General features: G+C 50.7%; 18 protein-coding genes. 12 read left to right on the forward strand and 6 right to left on the reverse strand.

Features of this window, described 5'->3' with window-relative positions; genetic code table 11:
* Positions 1-87 precede the first annotated feature (87 nt).
* A complete protein-coding gene (orn, locus tag I3X05_RS15435; protein WP_045569281.1) occupies positions 88-633 on the reverse strand; it encodes an oligoribonuclease in 546 nt (181 codons plus the stop codon).
* A 132-nt stretch (positions 634-765) separates the two neighbouring features.
* On the opposite strand from orn, the gene rsgA reads away from it, so the two are divergent.
* The 4 genes from rsgA (at position 766) to I3X05_RS15455 (ending at position 5,347) form a co-directional block, all read left to right on the forward strand.
* Entirely contained in the window at positions 766-1,824 is a 1,059-nt protein-coding gene (rsgA, locus tag I3X05_RS15440; RefSeq protein WP_045569282.1) for a small ribosomal subunit biogenesis GTPase RsgA, read from the forward strand.
* Positions 1,825-1,923: 99 nt separating this feature from the next.
* A complete protein-coding gene (gene asd, locus I3X05_RS15445; RefSeq protein ID WP_045569283.1) occupies positions 1,924-2,781 on the forward strand; it encodes an archaetidylserine decarboxylase in 858 nt (285 codons plus the stop codon).
* Positions 2,782-2,962: 181 nt separating this feature from the next.
* The gene (locus tag I3X05_RS15450; RefSeq protein WP_193157665.1) at positions 2,963-4,378 is read left to right on the forward strand and encodes an SLC13 family permease; all 1,416 of its coding nucleotides are present in this window, start codon (positions 2,963-2,965) and stop codon (positions 4,376-4,378) included.
* A gap of 81 nt (positions 4,379-4,459) precedes the next feature.
* The gene (locus I3X05_RS15455; RefSeq protein ID WP_045569285.1) at positions 4,460-5,347 is read left to right on the forward strand and encodes a DMT family transporter; all 888 of its coding nucleotides are present in this window, start codon (positions 4,460-4,462) and stop codon (positions 5,345-5,347) included.
* Positions 5,348-5,449: 102 nt separating this feature from the next.
* On the opposite strand, the gene gpmM is transcribed toward I3X05_RS15455, so the two are convergent.
* Positions 5,450-6,982 carry a 2,3-bisphosphoglycerate-independent phosphoglycerate mutase gene (gpmM, locus tag I3X05_RS15460; RefSeq protein WP_045569286.1) on the reverse strand — a complete coding sequence of 511 codons (1,533 nt, stop codon included), beginning with the start codon at positions 6,980-6,982 and terminating at the stop codon, positions 5,450-5,452.
* Between the two features lie 430 nt (positions 6,983-7,412).
* Here gpmM and I3X05_RS15465 point away from each other — a divergent pair, with 430 nt between their 5' ends.
* The 5 genes from I3X05_RS15465 (at position 7,413) to I3X05_RS15485 (ending at position 11,803) form a co-directional block, all read left to right on the forward strand.
* Complete coding sequence (locus I3X05_RS15465; RefSeq protein ID WP_039431244.1) at positions 7,413-7,847, forward strand: rhodanese-like domain-containing protein; 435 nt, start codon at positions 7,413-7,415, stop codon at positions 7,845-7,847.
* Between the two features lie 180 nt (positions 7,848-8,027).
* Positions 8,028-8,495, forward strand: a complete 468-nt coding sequence (gene secB / locus I3X05_RS15470) for a protein-export chaperone SecB (RefSeq protein WP_039431246.1) — start codon at positions 8,028-8,030, stop codon at positions 8,493-8,495.
* Between the two features lie 220 nt (positions 8,496-8,715).
* A complete protein-coding gene (gene gpsA, locus I3X05_RS15475; protein WP_193157664.1) occupies positions 8,716-9,753 on the forward strand; it encodes an NAD(P)H-dependent glycerol-3-phosphate dehydrogenase in 1,038 nt (345 codons plus the stop codon).
* 38 nt (positions 9,754-9,791) lie between these two features.
* The gene (cysE, locus tag I3X05_RS15480; protein WP_039431251.1) at positions 9,792-10,613 is read left to right on the forward strand and encodes a serine O-acetyltransferase; all 822 of its coding nucleotides are present in this window, start codon (positions 9,792-9,794) and stop codon (positions 10,611-10,613) included.
* Between the two features lie 62 nt (positions 10,614-10,675).
* A complete protein-coding gene (locus I3X05_RS15485) occupies positions 10,676-11,803 on the forward strand; it encodes a murein hydrolase activator EnvC family protein (protein WP_193157663.1) in 1,128 nt (375 codons plus the stop codon).
* Between the two features lie 30 nt (positions 11,804-11,833).
* Here I3X05_RS15485 and I3X05_RS15490 read toward each other — a convergent pair whose 3' ends face one another.
* The 4 genes from I3X05_RS15490 to epmA form a co-directional block, all read right to left on the reverse strand.
* Positions 11,834-12,793, reverse strand: coding sequence for an acetyltransferase (locus tag I3X05_RS15490; RefSeq protein WP_045569289.1), 960 nt, complete (start codon positions 12,791-12,793; stop codon positions 11,834-11,836).
* 135 nt (positions 12,794-12,928) lie between these two features.
* Positions 12,929-13,564 (reverse strand): TetR/AcrR family transcriptional regulator, encoded by a 636-nt coding sequence (locus I3X05_RS15495; protein ID WP_039431258.1) that lies wholly within the window; start codon positions 13,562-13,564, stop codon positions 12,929-12,931.
* Positions 13,565-13,663: 99 nt separating this feature from the next.
* The gene (locus I3X05_RS15500) at positions 13,664-14,035 is read right to left on the reverse strand and encodes a VanZ family protein (RefSeq protein ID WP_045569291.1); all 372 of its coding nucleotides are present in this window, start codon (positions 14,033-14,035) and stop codon (positions 13,664-13,666) included.
* 9 nt (positions 14,036-14,044) lie between these two features.
* Positions 14,045-15,016 carry an elongation factor P--(R)-beta-lysine ligase gene (gene epmA / locus I3X05_RS15505; RefSeq protein WP_045569292.1) on the reverse strand — a complete coding sequence of 324 codons (972 nt, stop codon included), beginning with the start codon at positions 15,014-15,016 and terminating at the stop codon, positions 14,045-14,047.
* A gap of 407 nt (positions 15,017-15,423) precedes the next feature.
* On the opposite strand from epmA, the gene frdA reads away from it, so the two are divergent.
* Genes frdA through frdC form a run of 3 tightly spaced genes read left to right on the forward strand, consistent with a single transcriptional unit; the run spans position 15,424 to position 18,384 of the window.
* Positions 15,424-17,241: a fumarate reductase (quinol) flavoprotein subunit gene (gene frdA / locus I3X05_RS15510; RefSeq protein ID WP_045569293.1), complete on the forward strand. Its 1,818-nt coding sequence runs from the start codon at positions 15,424-15,426 to the stop codon at positions 17,239-17,241.
* Entirely contained in the window at positions 17,241-17,999 is a 759-nt protein-coding gene (locus I3X05_RS15515; protein WP_045569294.1) for a succinate dehydrogenase/fumarate reductase iron-sulfur subunit, read from the forward strand. The genes frdA and I3X05_RS15515 overlap by 1 nt, the downstream gene beginning before the upstream one ends.
* 1 nt (position 18,000) lies before the next feature.
* Positions 18,001-18,384, forward strand: coding sequence for a fumarate reductase subunit FrdC (frdC, locus tag I3X05_RS15520; RefSeq protein WP_045569295.1), 384 nt, complete (start codon positions 18,001-18,003; stop codon positions 18,382-18,384).
* Positions 18,385-18,389: the final 5 nt, after the last annotated feature.

The following is an 18,389-nucleotide window of genomic DNA, read 5'->3' on the forward strand; positions in this document are numbered from 1 at the left end:
GAAAAAAAACTTAATTTTTTTTTACTCGCTGAAAAAACACCCAAACAAAGCAAAAATTCGCCGCCCAACGAAGAAAGAATCGCCCTATCAGATGTTAAAAATGGTCTGGCGATAGTACTTCAATTCGGCAATCGACTCGCGGATATCATCAAGAGCAAGGTGGGTACCACGCTTTGAAAAACCGGTAAGGATTTCAGGGTTCCAACGCTTCGCCAACTCTTTTAGCGTGCTGACGTCGATGTAACGATAGTGGAAATACTCTTCGAGTTTAGGCATATGGCGGTAAAGAAAACGTCTGTCCTGACCAATACTGTTGCCACAAATTGGCGACACGCCTTGTGGAACCCACTGCTCAAGAAAACGCAGCGTTTGTTCAACTGCTTCCTGCTCCGATACCATGCTGGCACGCACTCGATCAACAAGACCGCTAGCTGTATGTGTATTGGTGCACCACTCATCCATCTTTGCTAACTCTTCATCCGATTGATGAATCGCCAATACTGGTCCTTCCGCTAAAATATTCAGCTCACTATCGGTGACAATAGAGGCGATTTCGATGATTTTATGCGTATCAGGATCTAAACCTGTCATCTCAAGATCGATCCAAATTAAGTTTTGGTCGCTAAAAGACATAGAGGAGTTGCCTATTTGTTTGCTGATAAAACGGGTACTATACCTCAAAATAGTGGCAACAAGATACTTCGACAAAAGCGACAAAACCGTCATACTTGTCGCGTTATCGCTCAATCAATTAAGTAACTTATCGTGGCAAAAAAGAAAAAGCTAACCAAAGGTCAAGTACGTCGGGTACGTGACAATCAACAAAAACGTTTGAATAAACCGTCTGATACTGTGCAGTGGGATGAGACCATGCTCGGCGACAGTAAGCGTGGATTGGTGATCACTCGTTTTGGTCAACACGCTGATATTGAAGATCTGGAAAGCGGTGATATCGAGCGCTGCAATCTGCGTCGTGGTATTGAATCACTGGTGTCGGGAGACAAAGTGATTTGGCGAAAAGGGCTCGAATCGATGGCGGGCATTTCTGGGGTGGTGGAAGCTGTAGAGCCAAGGAGTTCGATTTTAACTCGCCCGGACTATTACGACGGCCTTAAGCCAGTTGCGGCCAACATCGATCAGATGATCATCGTTTCTTCCGTCTTACCGGAGCTTTCGCTCAATATTATCGATCGCTATCTCATAGCGGCAGAAACGCTGCATATCGCCCCAATTTTGGTGCTGAACAAGATTGATCTGCTGCAAGATGAGGATCTCAAGCAATACAAAACTTGGTTAACCGAATACGAAAAGATTGGCTACAAAGTCCTATACGTGAGTAAGCGATCGGGCGAAGGCATTGCCGAACTCGAAGCGCAGCTTGGAGAACGCATCAACATTTTCGTCGGTCAATCGGGAGTGGGTAAATCCAGCTTGGTTAATGCGTTAATCCCAGAGCTGGATGTGGAAGAGGGTGAAGTGTCCGAAATGTCTGGCTTGGGCCAACATACCACCACTGCTGCTCGTTTGTATCACATTCCTTCCGGCGGCGACCTGATTGACTCACCCGGTGTGCGTGAGTTTGGTTTGTGGCACCTCGAAGCCGATGAAGTGACCAACGCTTATATCGAATTTCGCCCCTATCTTGGTGCTTGTAAGTTCCGAGATTGCAAACATGGCGATGACCCAGGCTGCATTCTGCGTGAGGCGGTGGAGAAAGGCGAGATCAGCCCCATTCGTTACGAAAACTACCATCGAATCATTGAAAGCATGGCGGAAAATAAAGCCAATCGACAGTATTCGCGCAACAAAAAAGCGGATCTGTAGTTGTGTAAGATTTCGTCACCACTTGCTGACAAGCGAAATAAATTTCAGTAACATCACGCGCCCGAAACAAGAATCACACAAACATTATCGGTATTTACAATGGATAAGATTAAAGTTGGACTGCAGTACTGGATTCCACAACATGGCCTAACTCGCTTAGTGGGTAAACTGGCATCAGCCAAAGCTGGCGGTCTAACCACAGCGATCATTCGCTGGTTCATCAAGCAATACAATGTGAATATGGCAGAAGCGAAACACGCCGATCCTGCTCACTACAAAACCTTCAACGAATTCTTTGTCCGTGAATTAAAAGATGGCGCGCGCCCCATCACTCAAGGTGATGACATCATCACTCATCCGGCTGACGCTTGTGTTAGCCAGTTTGGCCCGATCACCGATGGTCGTCTAATCCAAGCCAAAGGCCATGATTTTTCGGCGCAAGAGCTGCTTGGCGGCGATGCGGCGCTGGCAGAAGAGTTCAAAGACGGCACTTTCGCCACCTTGTATCTTTCACCACGTGATTATCACCGCGTGCATATGCCTTGTGATGGCACCTTGCGTCAGATGATTTACGTTCCTGGCGATCTCTTCTCGGTAAATCCGCTAACGGCTGAAAACGTTCCGAACCTGTTCGCGCGCAACGAGCGTGTAGTGTGTATTTTCGATACGGCTTTCGGTCCGATGGCTCAAGTGTTGGTCGGCGCTACGATTGTCGGCAGTATCGAGCAAATCTGGGCAGGGACGATTACCCCGCCACGTGGCAACACAGTCCACAAATGGGATTACCCAGCTCAGGGACACAACGCGGTGATCCTGAAAAAAGGTGACGAGATGGGCCGCTTTAAACTGGGTTCAACCGTTATCAACCTGTTTGCCAAAGACGCGATTCGCTTCGATGACTCGATGCATAACGGGGCTCAGACACGCCTCGGCACACCTTATGCGCACAAGCAGTAACCGCTAAACAGTGACTGACGAATCAGCCCTTGCACCCAGCAAGGGCTTTTTTTGTTTTTTTGACAAAAAACAAACCATTGGTGGAAAAACAGCGCAAGTTTAGAAACTTCAACCCGCCTCTAAGACGCAAAATTCACAATCGTTTAACCTGATGCCACCGTAAATTGCTAAGGTGCGATGCATGCCAAAACTGACTTCTGACGTGGTATGGAAACTGCTGATCTGTTTTGCCATACCGATTGGCGTCTTGTGGATGCCGATTGATGCAATCCCAATCGACAATCTCATGCTGATCCAACATCGTTTGCTGGCGATTTTCCTGCTCGCAGCGCTGCTTTGGGTCCTCGAACCCGTCCCCGTGTTTGCGACTTCTATTTTGATCATCGCGCTTGAACTGATCATGATATCCAATAAAGGCTTGCACTTTTTTCGTCGCCCGCCCGAAGGGCATGAGCTAGGTAATCTCATCGCCTATACCGATATTTTTTCTGCCTTCTCGTCGCCGATCATCATCTTGTTTATGGGGGGCTTTGCTCTCGCTATCGCCGCGTCTAAATACGAACTGGACAACAACCTTGCACGCGTATTGCTCAAACCCTTTGGCCACCAGCCCAAATTTATTATGCTGGGCCTGATGCTGATCACCGCGGTTTTTTCTATGTTTATGTCCAACACCGCCACCACTGTGATGATGTTGGCGCTACTTGGGCCGATTGTCGCCTCTGCGCCCAAAGGGGACTTAGGTATCAAAGCGCTCGTGCTCTGTATTCCGATTGCGGCGAACACCGGCGGTATTGCAACCCCCATCGGCACGCCGCCCAACGCTATCGCCTTACAGTATCTGACTGGCGCCAACAGCATCGATTTTCTCAGTTGGATGTCGATGGGCCTGCCTTTTGTGTTGGTGCAACTGACCATTGCTTGGTTTTTGCTGCAAAAACTTTTTCCGTCCAACGAAGCGACCATGACGCTTAAGTTGGATGGCAAATTTAAGCGCAGCTGGCGCGCGATAGTGGTTTACATCACCTTTGCGCTAACCATATTGCTGTGGATGACCACGCAAGTGCACGGCATGAACACCTATGTAGTGGCGATCATTCCTCTCGCCGTCTTCACCTTAACAGGCATTATGGGCAAAGAAGAGCTCAAGCAGATCAACTGGGATGTACTCTGGCTGGTCGCCGGGGGAATTGCTATTGGCATCGGCCTAGATAAAACCGGACTGGCAAAAGCGCTGGCGCATGCCATCGACTATCAATCCCTTTCACCCTTTGCAATTGTCGTCGCGCTGTCGTTGGTCTGTTGGTTAATGGCCAATTTTATGTCCAATACCGCCACCGCCAACTTACTCATGCCGATAGCGGCGGCGATTGGCACGTCAATGAGTAGCCTCTCCTCGGTGGGTGGTTTGCAAGGGTTACTGGTCGTGGTGGCTTTTTCAGCGTCACTCGGGATGATTTTGCCAGTGTCAACGCCGCCCAACTCTCTCGCCTACTCGACGGGTCTGATCGAAAGCAAAGACATGGCCAAAGTGGGGCTGTTAGTCGGTGTGATTGGTTTAGCCATCGTTTATGCTGCGGTGCTGATTTTGGGGTAACAAATTCTTCTGCACGCCTCTTTGCTCCTGGGTGAAGTTAAGGCATATTGGTGATCTTTTCGCTTACGGGATCACCTTTCTATGGGATTTGAATGGCTTGCGCTGGCGGCGGCTCTGCTTTGGGCTGTCGCCAGTTTACTTTCTGTCACGCCTGCACAGCACTTAGGCTCGTTTGCCTACAGCCGCTGGCGAATGGGTTGCACCGCCGTGATCCTCTCCAGCATGGCTTGGTTCACAGGTGGCTGGGCGAGTGTCGGGCAAGAACACCTAGTGCCCATGATTCTCTCAGGGCTGATTGGGATTTTTATCGGTGACACGGCGCTGTTTGCTTGCCTCAATCGCATGGGGCCGCGTCAGGCCGGGCTACTTTTTTCTTGTCACGCAGTGTTCTCTACCATCTTGGGCTACTTTCTGTTTAGCGAAACCCTCTCCACGATGGAGTTTATCGGTTCCAGCTTCGTCTTTTCTGGTGTGGTGCTGGCGATATTTTTTGGCCGACGCGGCAGCCGTCAACACAGTTTAGAAACGATCAAAGGCAGTGTTTGGATTGGTGTGGGCTTGGGTTTAACGGCGGCTTTGTGCCAGGCACTCGGCGGAATTATCGCCAAGCCCGTGATGCAAACGGCCATCGACCCCGTCGCCGCCTCCGCAATTCGAATGATCAGTGCCTTCATCGCTCACAGTGCGCTGCGTTTTAGTGGCGCGAAAATCGCGCGGCCAACGCAAACTATGACTTGGCAAATGTTCTACATTACGGCAATCAATGGCTTTCTCGCCATGGCGGTCGGTATGACGCTGATCCTGTATGCCTTGCGAGAAGGCAATGTGGGTATGGTTGCCCTGCTCTCTTCAACCACGCCAATCATGCTGCTACCAATCTTGTGGATCTACACCAAACAGCGTCCAAACCGTTATGCTTGGCTTGGTGCGATCATCGCCGTGACTGGCACAGGAATTTTGGTTCAGTGACCCTCTGTTGGGCAGAGCCTCACCGACAATAATCACTCATCACAATGCACAGATACAAAAAAGCCTGGATTCGTTCCAGGCTTTTTAACACGTTGCTTAGGGTTACTTCACTAGCACTTGGCCCGACATTTCTGCTGGAATTTCCAGACCCGCTAGAGAGAGCATGGTCGGCGCAAGATCAGACAGTTTACCGCCGTCCTTGAACTCCACCGCTTTGTCACCCACGTAGATAAGTGGTACAGGCAGGCTAGTGTGCGCAGTGTGAATACCGCCCGTTTCTGGGTCCACCATCATTTCAGCGTTACCGTGGTCTGCGGTAATCAGCAGTTGACCGCCCACTTCTTTGATTGCGGCAACCACTTTACCCACACTTTCATCCAGTGCTTCAATCGCTTTTTCAGCCGCTTCGTAGACGCCAGTATGGCCAACCATGTCTGCGTTTGGATAGTTACAGATGATGGTGTCGTATTTGCCAGACTTGATGGCGGCAACCAATTTTTCAGTCAGTTCTGGTGAGCTCATTTCTGGCTGCAGATCGTAGGTCGCCACTTTCGGCGAAGCCACGAGTTGACGCTCTTCACCAGCAAATTCGTTTTCTACGCCACCATTGAAGAAGAACGTCACGTGTGCGTATTTCTCTGTTTCAGAGATACGTAGCTGAGTTTGACCCAGTTTTGACAGCCACTCGCCGTAAGTGTTTTCCAACGAGGCAGGTGGAAACGCCGCCGCTAGCGGAATGTCTGCCGCGTATTGCGTCAACATCACGAAATTAACCGCAGGGAATACATCGCGTTCAAAGCTAGCAAAATCCGTGACGAAAGTACGCGTGATTTGACGCGCACGGTCAGCACGGTAGTTCATGAAGATCACCGCGTCGCCATCTTGCATCGCCGCCGTTTCTTGACCTTCTGCTTTGATTTCCGTTGCTTTAACAAACTCATCGTTTTCGCCACGCGCGTACGCTGCTTCAAGGCCCGCAACCGCTGAATCAACCGTAAACTCGGCTTTCGCTTGCGTTAGCAAATCGTACGCCACTTGTACACGATCCCAGTTGTTGTCACGGTCCATCGCGTAGTAACGCCCTACCAGAGACGCCACTCGGCCTTTGCCCAATTTGGCAAACAGATCTTGGAAACGTTTTAGAGAGCCTTCGGCACTGCGAGGGGGGGTGTCACGTCCATCTAGGAAGCAGTGCAGGTAGATTTTCTCAGCGCCACGCTCAGCCGCCATTTCCACTGCCGCGTAGATGTGATCTTCGTGTGAGTGAACGCCACCAGGAGACATCAGACCCATGATGTGAACCGCTTTACCCGCGCTCACCGCAGCGTCAACCGCTTCAACCAGCGCTGGCGTCTGTTGGAATTCACCGTCGAGAATAGATTTGGTGATGCGAGTCAGATCTTGGTAAACCACGCGGCCAGCGCCGATATTCGTGTGGCCCACTTCTGAGTTACCCATTTGACCGTCAGGCAAGCCCACGTCCATACCAGAAGCAGAGATAAGAGTGTTCGGATTGTTCGCAATCAGCGCGTCCATAACCGGTGTTTTTGCGTTTGCAATTGCGTTGTTTGCAGTTTCTTCACGGTAACCGTAACCGTCAAGAATAACCAGAGCCAAAGGCTTCTTAGCAGACATAGTGATGACCTCGTCAAATTTCAGTAACTTTCGGCACAGGGCTCCAAGCCCTAGCATGCCTTGAAACAAAACTAGCGTAATTTTACTACACTTTTTAAGCTGAACTGTAGGATAAGATCAAATTATGTTCGTGATTTCCTGTTGCAATATTACATTGTCAATGGCGATATCTTTGCAACTTACCCCAAAAAGCCCGCTTTTGCCGATTTGTCAGGCGTCAATACCACTATAATTCACCACCCAACACGACTTTAAAAGTGGATATTACCAATCGATCTAATAGCTTTAGCGGGTGTATTTTTGCAACCATTCCCCTAGAAGAGATCCCAATTATTGGTGAGAAAGTATTAACTGACTCGCCAGTCAAGCGGAACCTCGTTATACTCCTTGCCACTTTTATTGTTAGATTTATGCTTCGAGAACTAGGAACATGCAAGAGTACATCGAGTTTTTTCAGCAGAACATGATTATGTCGCTGGCGTGGGTTGGCATCTTTATCGCTCTGATCATGAGCTTTGTAAAATCAGCCACTGCGGCTTACAAAGTGATCGGTGTGAATGATATGACCACACTGATCAACCGACAAAATGGCGTGGTGGTCGATATCCGCACCAAAGACGAGTTCAAAAAAGGTCATATCACCGACGCAGTTCACATTTTGCCATCAGAAATCAAGGCGGGTAATTTCGCTGGTCTTGAAAACCACAAATCAGACCCAATCATCGTTGTATGCAAGACGGGTCAAACCGCCCAAGAAAGTGCAAACCTACTGGCTAAAGCCGGTTTTGAGAATGTAAACCTGCTCAGAAATGGTTTGATTGCCTGGAGTGAAGCGAACCTGCCCCTGGTACGCAGCAAACGTTAATCACCATCCAATCTTGGCTGACTGACTAAAATCAGCGCAGTCAGCCAAGAAAGATGTGACGTTTGGCACGGAATTAAGGCTTCTTCTAGTCATCATTGTGTGGCTCGGTTAGTCTCAAGGCAGACACATTCAAGGCATATACTGACACGCCTGAATTTACGATTATTGAAGGATTTAAAAATGGCTGAAGCAGCACCGCAAGACAACCAACAACAGTTTGCAATTCAACGTATCTTCCTAAAAGACGTTTCTTTTGAAGCACCTAACTCACCAATGATGTTCCAAAAAGATTGGAACCCAGACGTGAAACTGGATCTCGACACGCAAAGCCGTGAGCTAGGCGAAGGCGTTTATGAAGTGGTTTTACGTCTGACTGTGACAGTGAAAAACGCTGAAGAAACGGCATTCCTATGTGAAGTGCAACAAGGTGGTATTTTCACTGCAGAGAAAATGGAAGCTGGTCAGTTAGCTCATTGCCTAGGCGCATTCTGCCCGAACATTCTCTTCCCATACGCGCGCGAGACCATCTCAAGCTTGGTGGTTAAAGGGACGTTCCCACAACTAAACCTAGCACCCGTTAACTTCGATGCTCTGTTTATGAACTACCTGCAACAGCAAGCGGCCCAACAAGGTGCCACTGAGGAATAAGTCCCTCTTTTTGTGACTTTTCCCGATCAGATTGACTAAAATGCACAGCGCATCTCACACCGATGTTATGTGCATTTTTTGTTTCACCCACAATGGTATGTGGCAACACCACAAACAAAGGCGTGACAACGCTCTTTGAGGGTAAAGTAATTTGTCCAGAGCGGTAACGTTTCACGTTATACTCGCTCCATCTTTCTCCAACCAACCATCAGGCTACAGCATGACACAATCTCAGGTGACTAACGCGTACAACAAAGCGATTTCCATGACGGTGATTGGCGCAGGCTCCTACGGAACCTCTTTGGCGATCTCACTTTCCCGTAACGGAGCAAATGTGATCCTTTGGGGACACGATCCTGAGCACATGGCGACTCTGGAAGCGGATCGCGAAAACCGCGTTTTTCTTCCGGGTATCGAATTTCCACCGAGCCTGATCGTGGAATCGGATCTGCAAAAAGCGGTGCAAGCGAGCCGCGATCTTTTGGTCGTGGTGCCAAGCCACGTGTTTGGTCAAGTGCTCAACAGCCTCCAGCCTTATCTGCGTGCCGATTCACGCATTTGCTGGGCAACCAAAGGCTTAGAGCCTGAAACGGGGCGATTGCTGAAAGATGTGGCGTTTGATGCGCTGGGAGAGAACTACTCTTTGGCGGTACTGTCAGGGCCAACCTTTGCTAAAGAGCTTGCCGCAGGCATGCCGACCGCCATTTCCGTGGCGTCACCTGACGCACAATTTGTTGCCGACCTGCAAGAAAAGATCCATTGCAGCAAAACCTTCCGCGTTTACGCCAACAGTGATTTTACTGGCATGCAACTTGGCGGCGCAGTTAAAAACGTCATTGCCATCGGCGCGGGGATGTCCGATGGTATTGGGTTTGGTGCCAATGCGCGTACGGCCTTGATCACTCGTGGCTTGGCGGAGATGTGTCGCCTCGGCGCCGCACTTGGCGCTCAACCAGAAACCTTTATGGGCATGGCCGGATTGGGCGATCTGGTCTTGACCTGCACCGACAACCAATCGCGTAACCGCCGCTTTGGCTTGGCCTTGGGCCAAGGCAAAGATGTCGATACCGCACAACAAGAGATCGGCCAAGTGGTCGAAGGCTATCGCAACACCAAGGAAGTGTGGATGCTGGCACAACGCATGGGCGTCGAAATGCCGATTGTTGACCAGATCTATCAAGTATTGTATCAAGGAAAGGATGCGCGTCTGGCCGCTCAAGACTTATTGGCGCGCGACAAGAAATCCGAAGGAAAATAATCAGGAAAAGCGCAAGTGGTTTGTGCAAAGAAGGCCCAATGAAACACTGTGAGAAAAAAAACGTCTGGCAGGGGATTGTCAGAGAAGCGCGTCAATTGTCCGAGCAAGAGCCGATGCTGGCCAGCTTTTACCACGCGACCATCATTAAACACGACAGTCTGGGTGCGGCCCTGAGTTATATTCTGGCCAACAAACTCAACACCGCGTCCATGCCAGCGATGGCCGTGCGTGAAGTGGTGGAAGAGGCTTTTGCCGCCGATCCCAACATTACCGATTCTGCGGCGTGTGACATCTGCGCGACAGTCAACCGTGACCCGGCCGTCTCGATGTATTCCATTCCACTACTGTATCTCAAAGGGTATCACGCGCTGCAAGGCTACCGCGTGGCCAACTGGCTTTGGAAGCAGGGCCGCTTCGCCCTTGCCACTTACTTGCAAAACCAAATTTCAGTCGCCTGCCAGGTCGACATCCATCCTGCGGCGCGCATTGGTAAAGGCATCATGCTTGACCACGCAACGGGGATCGTCATTGGTGAAACGGCGGTGGTCGAAGACGACGTTTCTATTTTGCAAGACGTGACGCTTGGCGGTACAGGCAAAGAGTGCGGTGATCGTCACCCGAAAATTCGCGAAGGCGTGATGATTGGCGCTGGAGCCAAAATTCTTGGCAATATCGAAGTGGGCGAAGGAGCGAAAATCGGCTCTTGTTCCGTGGTGTTACAACCCGTTCCGCCACATACAACGGTGGCTGGTGTGCCTGCGCGTATCGTTGGGCGACCTAGAACCGACAAACCGTCATTCGATATGGACCAAGGTTTTAACGGCAAAACGCAAAACTTCATCGATGGTGACGGCATATGATGCACGCCGATAGGGCGATTGGCGCGGCTTTTTAACCCCTTCCAACTCAGGAAAGAACGTACGTGGTAAAACAGAAATCAACTCTTTCAAGCTCCTTGCTGATTTCCCTCGGCGTTCTTCTATTTTCTCCCAGTACAGTTTCTCTGGCGGCCTCCGATTCCGAATTGCAAGGCGTCAAAGGCGAGATCTCACGTCAGCAGAAATCGCTTTCAACCCAAGAAAAACAGTTGGACGATTTACAAAAGTCACTGAAAGAGCAAGAGCTGGGCATTAACCAACTGGAGAAAGAGATCGCCCAGTCGCGTCAGGCGCTCGCCACCTCGCGCGCTAACATTGGGAAATTGGAAGAACGTATCGATGAGTTGGAGACGCAGAAAAAGCGCCAAACCGAACGTTTAGCGGAGCTGCTGCAAACCTACTACGTGACGCAACGTGCCAAGTCGTCCGTTTCACTCCTTAACCAAGGAGTGGAGCAAGACCGCATCAGTCAATATTTTCAACACCTTGCCAAAGCGCGCAGCGAAACTATCTCGCAGTTGGAAACCACCAGCGCTGAGTTAGAGCACAGTAAACAGCAAAAATTGCTAGAACAAGGGCAAATCGAAGCACTGCTCAAACAGCAATCGGCGAAACGCGATCAACTGGCGAAAACCCAGTCACAGCGCAAGAAAACGCTCGGTAGCATCCGGCAAAGCATTGCGGATGACAAAAACTATCTGGCAGAGCTGCAACGAAACGAAACACGCCTGAAAGCGGAAATTGCCAAAGCGGCCAAACGCAACGCCATTCCTATGGACGGCCTTGAGCGGCAAAAAGGCAAGCTGCCTTGGCCGCTGAAAGGGAGTGTGCTGCATAGTTTCGGCACCCGCCAAACCGGGCAGATCAACTGGAAAGGTGTGGTACTTTCGGCCACTTATGGGCAGCAGGTCAAAGCCGTCTACCCGGGAACCGTAGTATTTGCAGAGTACTTGCGCGGCTACGGTTTGGTGGTGCTGCTTGATCACGGCAAAGGTGACATGACGCTGTACGGCTACAACCAAGCCCTGCTGAAAAAAGAGGGAGACAAAGTGACCGCAGGCGAAGTGATCGCACTGGCCGGAGACACGGGCGGGCAAAATCGTCCTTCGCTCTATTTCGAGATCCGCCGCAACAGTGAGGCACAAAACCCGAGACACTGGATGGTGCGCTAATCGCTGTCGCACCTTAGCCGCCTATCCGTTTTATTGGTCGTAATACGCTTGCAACAGTTCGATTAAACGCTCAACCTGATTTTTATCCAAGGCATTAATCCCTGCCGCCGCCGCTCGTCCTCCGCCGGTGGAGAACTGAGCACAAATCTCCCCCGCCCCTTGTTTATTGTTGAGTGGTGCGCGCAGCGATACGGTGTACGAGTCACCCTGATTGTGCGTGAGCACAGCATGCGCGCGGCTGGGCTCTTGATTGGCGAGCCAGTTGCCATACACACCGCTGATGCGACGCGACCACGCACAGTCTGGCAATAAGGTCACCGACACTCGACCGCAACAATAGAGCGGCTCAATCGCTTGTGCCGCGGCCATGTCTTGCTGATACGCGCTTTGCAACTGATAAAAGGCGGAGTTCATATCCGCCAACACATCAAACGGTGAAGCGTAGCGGCTGAGATGTTGGTAAAGGTGGGCGGGATGAAAATGCAGGTCGTCAATCTGCTCACCGTAGCCGTTGTAGTTGATTAAGGTGCCGAGTTCTCGCAGCTGCGCTTGCTGGGTCGGACTAAGCCCCGCCTGTTCTGCCAAGGCATTGGCTTTAACAATCAAATTGTCGCCATACGCCGCAGTGATGGCCCAATGATGAAAGCGCCCAGCGAGCAGACGGTCAATAATCAGCGCGGTACAAGTATCCGCATCAAGATCGATGTGCGCGTATAACGAAGCGTGCTGAGGGATCGGACCAGACTGATGATGATCGGCGTAAAAAACCTCAGCGCCATTCGCCAGAGCACGTTCGAGACCAACACGGTTTTTCTCCATCGAGAGATCGAGCACCGTCAGCGTGTCACCCACTTTCGCCGTCACTTGTTCGAGCAACTGGATATCGCGTTTAACCCCGGTAATCAGCGTCGACGTTGTGGGATGGGCGAAGCGCCATTGCAGCAAAGCAATAATGCCATCAGCATCGCCGTTAAAAATATCGTAGTTCATCCGTCAATAACATCCCTATCCAATTGATTCTCTGGCGTATTGTTACTTCGGCAATATAAAAGTCAAAGACCATAAAGCCATGAGTCATAGCCTATGGTCATATCAGCACTACGTTTTGTACAGAACTTGTGAAAACTAAACGTGCAGAGCGCGAATCCCATCTTCAAGCAGCAGCAACTGTTCCATGCCTTGTTCGGTGGCAACGGGTTTGACCACGGCCAACATCTGCAACATCCCTTGGCGGACAACTTGTTCTGTGATCGCCACTTTCAGCGACATCGCGGACTGATAAGCCAGCCAACTGCTGGCAATCAGATGCAGCGTTCTCACCAATGAGGTCAACTCCGTTTTCTCTAAACTGAGCAGCTCAAGTTCAACAAACTCTTGCATGATCGCCACCAAGTTAGCTTGGAGCTTCTCCTGCACTTGAATGTACTGCTCGTGCAGCTGCTCATCGCGGGAGAGAATTTCTGGCAAATTGGCGTAAAAGAAACGGTATTTCCACATCAAGGTGAAAATGGAGTCCAAGTAGTGCTTCAACAGGGTCAGGCTCTCTTGCTGCCCTTGCACTGGCGCGAATCGCTCAAGTAGCTCCTGCGCGTAGAGGGTGAAAATTTCGCGTACAATTTCTTGTTTATTGCGAAAGTGGTAATAAAGGTTGCCTGGGCTGATTTCAACATGCTCAGCAATGTGATTGGTGGTGATACTCCTTTCCCCATGGCGGTTAAAGAGTTCCAAGGCTCCGTAAACGATCTTCTCACGTGTTTTCATTATTATGTTGTAATCCCTTTCCTAGAAAGATAAGTCGGCGTTGGCGCATCCACCTTTCATACCGAACTGACACGTGCGGCGCGGAAAGAGATCAACGTCCTAGCCGCTTGAGTATATCGATTTCACCGTACGATATCGACAAACGAGGTAGAGCTTATACGTTAGTAAGCCTAGTATAATTCCGCACAGATTGGCCAACAGATCCAACCAGGAAGACTCACGACCAACCAAGCCTTGAACCACCTCTATCCCAGCACTGAAGAGCAGAATGCCTGCCGCCGCGAGGCAGCGGCGTCGCCAAGAGCGAATCAGATAAGCAGCCAAAAGCGAGAAGCAGCAATACGCCGCCATATGCTGCAATTTATCGAGATGAGCCAAGCTACCCCATTGTTGCCAGCTGCTGGATGGACGCAATGACAATACGGCGATAACCGCAGCATACAGCAAAAGTAACGCGCATTTTTTTAGCATGTGGCACGCTCAAGCAATCGGAAAAGGAAAAGCGGTCACTTGATCGATGTGATCGCACCCCAGCGCCAGCATGATCAAACGATCAACCCCGAGCGCCACGCCGGCACACTCTGGCAGGCCAGATTGCAACGCCGCGATCAAATGATAATCAATCGGTTGTTCCGCCAAGCCCATCTCAACACGTTTGCGGTTATCTTGCTCAAATCGGCGTAACTGCTCTTGTGCGTTGTCGAGTTCATGGAAACCGTTCGCCAGTTCGATCCCTTTGAAATAGACCTCAAAACGATCCGCCACGCGCGGATCGCTTGGGTTGATCTTAGCCAGCGCCGCTTGTGAAGCGGGAAAATCGTAGACAAATGCAGGCACTTGCTGGCCAATTTTTCCTTCGACCCCGATGCTAAACAGCAACTGTAGCAAAGTATCGCGATCTTCTTCTGCCTCGGCGATATCACTCAAACCTAACTCAGAGGCGCTGAGTTTGAGCTCAGTCATGCTCGCCTGCAACGGGCAAACCCCTAATACGCGCAGAAACGCTTCTTGGTAGGTCATACGCTCGGCAGGGGCTGTGCTCAATACCAATTGCAACAGCTCGTCCATTTCATCCATCAGCGCGTGGTGGTCAAAGCCGACACGATACCATTCGAGCATGGTGAATTCTGGATTGTGATAACGACCATTCTCTTCATTGCGAAACGCCTTGCCGAGTTGATAAATGCAGCCACTGCCCGCTGCCAGCAGGCGTTTCATATGAAACTCAGGGCTAGTCATGAGAAACAGTGGGCTCCCTTGCGCATAGCCGGGCCCGACAAACTGAGTTTGAAAGGTGTGCAAATGCACATCCGTGACGGTCGCATGACTCATGGCGGGCGTATCCACTTCCAGCACATTACGCTGGGCAAAAAATTGACGAATGCGCGCGATCAGCGCGGCGCGCTGGCGCAATTGCGGGATAGAAGCAGTAGGTTGCCAATCAGTCGACATCTTGGGTTACTCATATGGATAGCTAGGGCATGGAAGTTACCAGCTTTTTGCCCCTTTGCAAGCGCTGGCGAGTAAGGTAACAAGCGCAAAATTTACGTAGTACAACACATAAATCGTGCTAGTTCTTCCCCCTGTATTGAGCAGGAAAATTGTCGGCAACATTCGGTTAACACCTTGTTCCGCAAAGGCTTGAGCCACAAAATCCCTTGGCCGTGATAAGTATCACATAACGTGTAAATTCTATGCTCATATTTGCATTTCCGCTGCAAAAACCTAAATACATCAATTTTTCTCCTGCGCGGCTCTTCTACACTAACCGTACTACTTTTGGGGAATATGGCCCGCCCAGTTTCTCAAGCTCACAATAACAAGCGGATTACCCCGCACTCACACACTGGAGGATAACTGTGCAAACCATTATCACAGATATCGCGGTCATCGGCGCTGGCGGCGCTGGTCTTCGTACTGCTATTGCAGCGGCTGAAGCAAACCCAGATCTGGAAGTCGCACTGATTTCTAAGGTCTACCCAATGCGCTCCCATACGGTCGCCGCAGAAGGTGGCTCAGCAGCAGTTATCAAGGATGAGGATAGCCTGGACAACCACTTCAACGATACCGTTGGCGGTGGTGACTGGCTTTGTGAACAGGATGTTGTTGAATACTTTGTTGCCAATGCAACCCGAGAAATGATCCAGATGGAGCAATGGGGTTGTCCTTGGAGCCGGAAAGAAAACGGGGAAGTCAACGTGCGTCGCTTCGGCGGCATGAAGGTTGAACGGACTTGGTTTGCGGCTGACAAAACGGGTTTCCACATGCTGCACACCCTCTTCCAAACTTCCATGAAGTACTCCAACATCAAGCGCTTTGACGAATATTTTGTGGTCGATCTGCTGGTTGATGAGGGTGAAGTGCAAGGGCTGATTGCTATCCATATGTCGGAAGGCGAACTGGTCACCATCAAAGCCAAATCCGTAGTACTGGCGACGGGTGGTGCGGGTCGCGTTTACCACTGTAACACCAACGGCGGTATTGTAACCGGTGACGGCATGGCGATGGCTTATCGCCACGGTGTGCCGCTGCGTGACATGGAATTTGTGCAATACCACCCAACTGGCCTACCTGGCACGGGCATTCTGATGACCGAAGGCTGCCGAGGTGAAGGCGGTATTATCGTCAATAAAAACGGCTATCGTTACCTGCAAGACTACGGCATGGGCCCGGAAACACCAGTTGGTCAGCCGAAGAACAAATACATGGAGCTTGGCCCACGCGATAAAGTGTCACAAGCGTTCTGGCACGAACAGCAAAAAGGCAACACCATCAAACACCCTCTTGGTGATGTGGTACACCTTGACCTGCGCCACTTAGGTGAAGAGTACCTGCAAGAGCGTCTACCGTTTATTTGTGAACTCGCCAAAGCGTACGTCAACGTCGACCCCGCCAAAGAGCCGATCCCCATTCGTCCAACCGTGCACTACACCATGGGCGGTATCGAGACCGATAAAGAGTGTGAAACCCGAATCAAAGGTCTGTTCGCCGTCGGTGAATGTGCCTCTGTTGGTCTACACGGTGCCAACCGTCTGGGCTCTAACTCGCTGGCCGAGTTCGTGGTGTTTGGCCGCGTCGCTGGGGAAAACGCAGTGAAACGTGCAGGAGAATTCAAAGGCTGGAACGAAGCGTCAATTGCCGAGCAAGTCAAAGCGGTTGAAGCACGCATTGCGGCACTGATGAACCAAGAAGGCGATGAAAACTGGGCAGACATCCGCACGGAAATGGGTCACACCATGGAAGCGGGCTGTGGTATCTACCGTCAAGAAGATTTGATGCAGGCCACCATCGACAAAATCACTGAGCTAAAAGCACGTTACAAACGCATCAGCATCAAAGACAAAGGCAAGGTGTTCAACACCGATCTTCTCTACGCCATCGAAGTCGGTTACGGCCTAGAAGTGGCGGAAGCGATGGTTCACTCTGCGATTTTACGTAAAGAATCTCGCGGTGCTCACCAACGCCTTGACGATGGTTGTACCGAGCGTGACGACGTGAACTTCCTGAAACACTCACTGGCCTTCTACCAAGCTGACAATGCGCCAAGCATCAGCTACAGCGATGTGAAGATCACTAAATCTCAGCCGAAAGCGCGTCTGTATGGCGAAGCGGCAGAGAAAGCCGCCGCTGAAGAAGCCGCCAAAGCCGCCGAGAAAAATGCAGAGGAGCAAGCATAATGTCAGCCAATCGCATTCAAAAAGTAGACATTCTGCGTTACGACCCAGCAACCGACGCAGAACCGTACTTCCAAGCCTTTGAAGTGCCATTTGATGACACTATGTCGGTGCTTGATGCACTCGGTTATGTCAAAGACCACTTGGATAAACACCTTTCCTACCGCTGGTCATGCCGAATGGCGATTTGTGGCTCATGCGGCATCATGGCCAACGGCGTGCCAAAACTGGCATGTAAGAGCTTTTTGCGTGACTACCCAGATGGGGTGAAGATCGAGCCACTCGCCAACTTCCCAATCGAGAAAGACTTGATTGTCGATATGACGCCGTTTATTGAACGTCTTGAAGCAATCAAACCTTACATCATCGGTAATGATCGTAAACCTGAAGATGGCACCAACTTGCAAACTCCAGAACAGATGGCGAGATACAAACAGTTCGCTGGCTGCATCAACTGTGGTTTGTGCTACGCGGCCTGTCCGCAGTTCGGCCTCAATCCTGAGTTTATCGGCCCTGCGGCCTTGACGCTGGCTCACCGCTACAACTTGGACAGCCGTGACAACGGTAAAGCTGAACGTATGAAGCTGATCAACGGTGAAAACGGCGCGTGGGGCTGTACGTTTGTCGGCTACTGCTCAGAAGTGTGTCCAAAACACGTTGACCCAGCGGCAGCGGTTAACCAAGGCAAAGTCGAGTCGTCGATGGACTTTGTTATCGCCATGCTAAAACCTGACGGCACACCAAAGAAAGTGGAGGCTTAGGATGAGTAACCGTAAACCTTATGTTCGCGAAATCAAACGCACTTGGTGGAAGAGTCATCCTTTCTACCGTTTTTACATGCTGCGTGAAGCAACCGTGCTTCCGCTGATCCTTTTCACTCTCTTCCTTACTTTTGGTTTGGGTGCTTTAGTGAAGGGACCAGAGGCATGGCAAACTTGGCTGGCGTTCATGGCCAATCCGCTGGTGATCGCCATCAATATCGTGGCTTTGGCGGGTAGCTTACTGCACGCGCAAACCTTCTTTAGCATGATGCCGCAAGTGATGCCGATCCGTCTCGGTGGCAAATTAGTGGATAAGAAAATCATCGTGTTGGCACAATGGGCCGCCGTGGCCTTGATTTCGCTGATCGTTCTCGTTGTGGTGTAAGGAGC

Origin of the sequence: Vibrio navarrensis (genome assembly GCF_015767675.1) — a bacterium.
Classification (GTDB): domain Bacteria; phylum Pseudomonadota; class Gammaproteobacteria; order Enterobacterales; family Vibrionaceae; genus Vibrio.

Coding starts and splice junctions, on each gene's coding strand:
- orn (WP_045569281.1), bottom strand. CDS start 633: ATGTCTTTTAGCGACCAAAACTTAATTTGGATCGATCTTGAGATGACA.
- asd (WP_045569283.1), top strand. CDS start 1,924: ATGGATAAGATTAAAGTTGGACTGCAGTACTGGATTCCACAACATGGC.
- I3X05_RS15450 (WP_193157665.1), top strand. CDS start 2,963: ATGCCAAAACTGACTTCTGACGTGGTATGGAAACTGCTGATCTGTTTT.
- I3X05_RS15455 (WP_045569285.1), top strand. CDS start 4,460: ATGGGATTTGAATGGCTTGCGCTGGCGGCGGCTCTGCTTTGGGCTGTC.
- gpmM (WP_045569286.1), bottom strand. CDS start 6,982: ATGTCTGCTAAGAAGCCTTTGGCTCTGGTTATTCTTGACGGTTACGGT.
- I3X05_RS15465 (WP_039431244.1), top strand. CDS start 7,413: ATGCAAGAGTACATCGAGTTTTTTCAGCAGAACATGATTATGTCGCTG.
- secB (WP_039431246.1), top strand. CDS start 8,028: ATGGCTGAAGCAGCACCGCAAGACAACCAACAACAGTTTGCAATTCAA.
- gpsA (WP_193157664.1), top strand. CDS start 8,716: ATGACACAATCTCAGGTGACTAACGCGTACAACAAAGCGATTTCCATG.
- cysE (WP_039431251.1), top strand. CDS start 9,792: ATGAAACACTGTGAGAAAAAAAACGTCTGGCAGGGGATTGTCAGAGAA.
- I3X05_RS15490 (WP_045569289.1), bottom strand. CDS start 12,793: ATGAACTACGATATTTTTAACGGCGATGCTGATGGCATTATTGCTTTG.
- I3X05_RS15495 (WP_039431258.1), bottom strand. CDS start 13,564: ATGAAAACACGTGAGAAGATCGTTTACGGAGCCTTGGAACTCTTTAAC.
- I3X05_RS15500 (WP_045569291.1), bottom strand. CDS start 14,035: ATGCTAAAAAAATGCGCGTTACTTTTGCTGTATGCTGCGGTTATCGCC.
- epmA (WP_045569292.1), bottom strand. CDS start 15,016: ATGTCGACTGATTGGCAACCTACTGCTTCTATCCCGCAATTGCGCCAG.
- I3X05_RS15515 (WP_045569294.1), top strand. CDS start 17,241: ATGTCAGCCAATCGCATTCAAAAAGTAGACATTCTGCGTTACGACCCA.
- frdC (WP_045569295.1), top strand. CDS start 18,001: ATGAGTAACCGTAAACCTTATGTTCGCGAAATCAAACGCACTTGGTGG.